The 1428-nt window shown below is 30.0% G+C and carries 2 pseudogenes; both read right to left on the bottom strand.

Features of this window, described 5'->3' with window-relative positions:
* Positions 1-838 (bottom strand): annotated as a pseudogene (locus LPB87_RS20555) (hypothetical protein); the annotation flags it as partial.
* A 61-nt stretch (positions 839-899) separates the two neighbouring features.
* Positions 900-1428, bottom strand: a pseudogene (locus LPB87_RS20550) (hypothetical protein); the annotation flags it as partial.

Raw genomic sequence — 1428 nt, 5'->3', positions numbered from 1 at the left:
CATTAGTATCATAAATTTTCCAATCTCCTCTCTTTTTCGTAAAATAATATTTAGAGCTTTTATTTTCAGAAACTGTACCAGATGCTCCATTTTTTACATATATATATATCCCTTTTTCTTTTAATTTTCCATTATCATGATAATATTCCCAAGTACCTACTTTTAAACTATCCTGAAATGTACCTAATTCTTTTAATTGCCCATTCTTATAATAATATTTCCAAATACCTCTTTTCCAATTTAATGAATACTTGCCTTCTGATTCTAATTCGCCTGTCTCATAAAAATGTTTCCATCCATAATTTTTCTCGTTCTCTCCAGAAGTTATTTTTTCTATCCCAATAGCTCTAATAATTTTTGTGTTTGGAAAATAAAAAGTGTCTTTATCTTTTAGATATTTCTGCCAGCGTTCTTCTTCTTCCTTGCTTTCACTCCTTACCTTCTCTACATCTTCTTCTTTTATGTAACTTCCTGGACTACTTCCATCAGGAGTATTATTTAAAAACGGACCTCTTATCCAAAAAATTTGATTGCCGAGAATAGTTCCAAATTCGACCTTGCCCATTCCTGATATAATCTTTAGATATTCGTAGCTGTATTCTTCCCAGTTAAAAATATGTATTTTGTTGTCTTCTCGAGTCCATTCACCTGAATGACAGCGTTCTATAGTGTCTTTTTTGTAATAATGAAAAAAAGTTCCATCTGCTTTAAAATCTACATAATGCAGGGCTTTGTCATCTTCGATATTGTAATATTTCCCTAAGACTTCTGTCTGGCACGAGGTGCTGACGCAAAGAATAACAAATAAGAGAAATAGTAAAGTGATTTTAGGCTTCATTTGTTTTAATTTTCCTGCAGTTCAAAAAGAGTCATTTGGGTTACAAATGACTCTTTTTATATTATTTTTTTGTAGTTAGCGATGCTTTGTTGTAGTCACTATAATATTTATCCTCCCTATTTATCGTTTCCTTACGCTTATCAATTGCATATTCCTTACTATAACCCATACTGACAAATATACTATCATAGAATTTTTCTCTAGTTGCGAATATTTTTGTGTTTTTTAATTTACCGTCAGTATCATAATACTCCCATATTCCACGTTTTTGGGTTAAATAATATTTTGAACTAAAGTTTTTAGAAGCTATACCAGATACTCCATTTTTTATATATATATAAATACCTTTTTCTTTTAATTTCCCGTTATCATGATAATGTTTCCACATGCCTACTTTTAGACTATCTTCATAAGCTCCAATTTCTTTAAGTTTTCCGTTCTTATAATAACATTTCCAAATACCTCTTTTCTTATTTAAAGAATACCTCCCTTCTGATTCTAATTCGCCTGTATTATAAAAATGTTTCCATCCATAATTTTTCACGTTCCTTCCAGAAATTATTTCTTCTATCCCAATAGCTTTAATAATA

It is taken from the genome of Flavobacterium sp. EDS, from assembly GCF_020991525.1.
Classification (GTDB): Bacteria; Bacteroidota; Bacteroidia; order Flavobacteriales; family Flavobacteriaceae; genus Flavobacterium.
The sequence above is the reverse complement of the archived record's forward strand: the minus strand, read 5'-3'. Positions and strand labels throughout refer to the sequence as shown.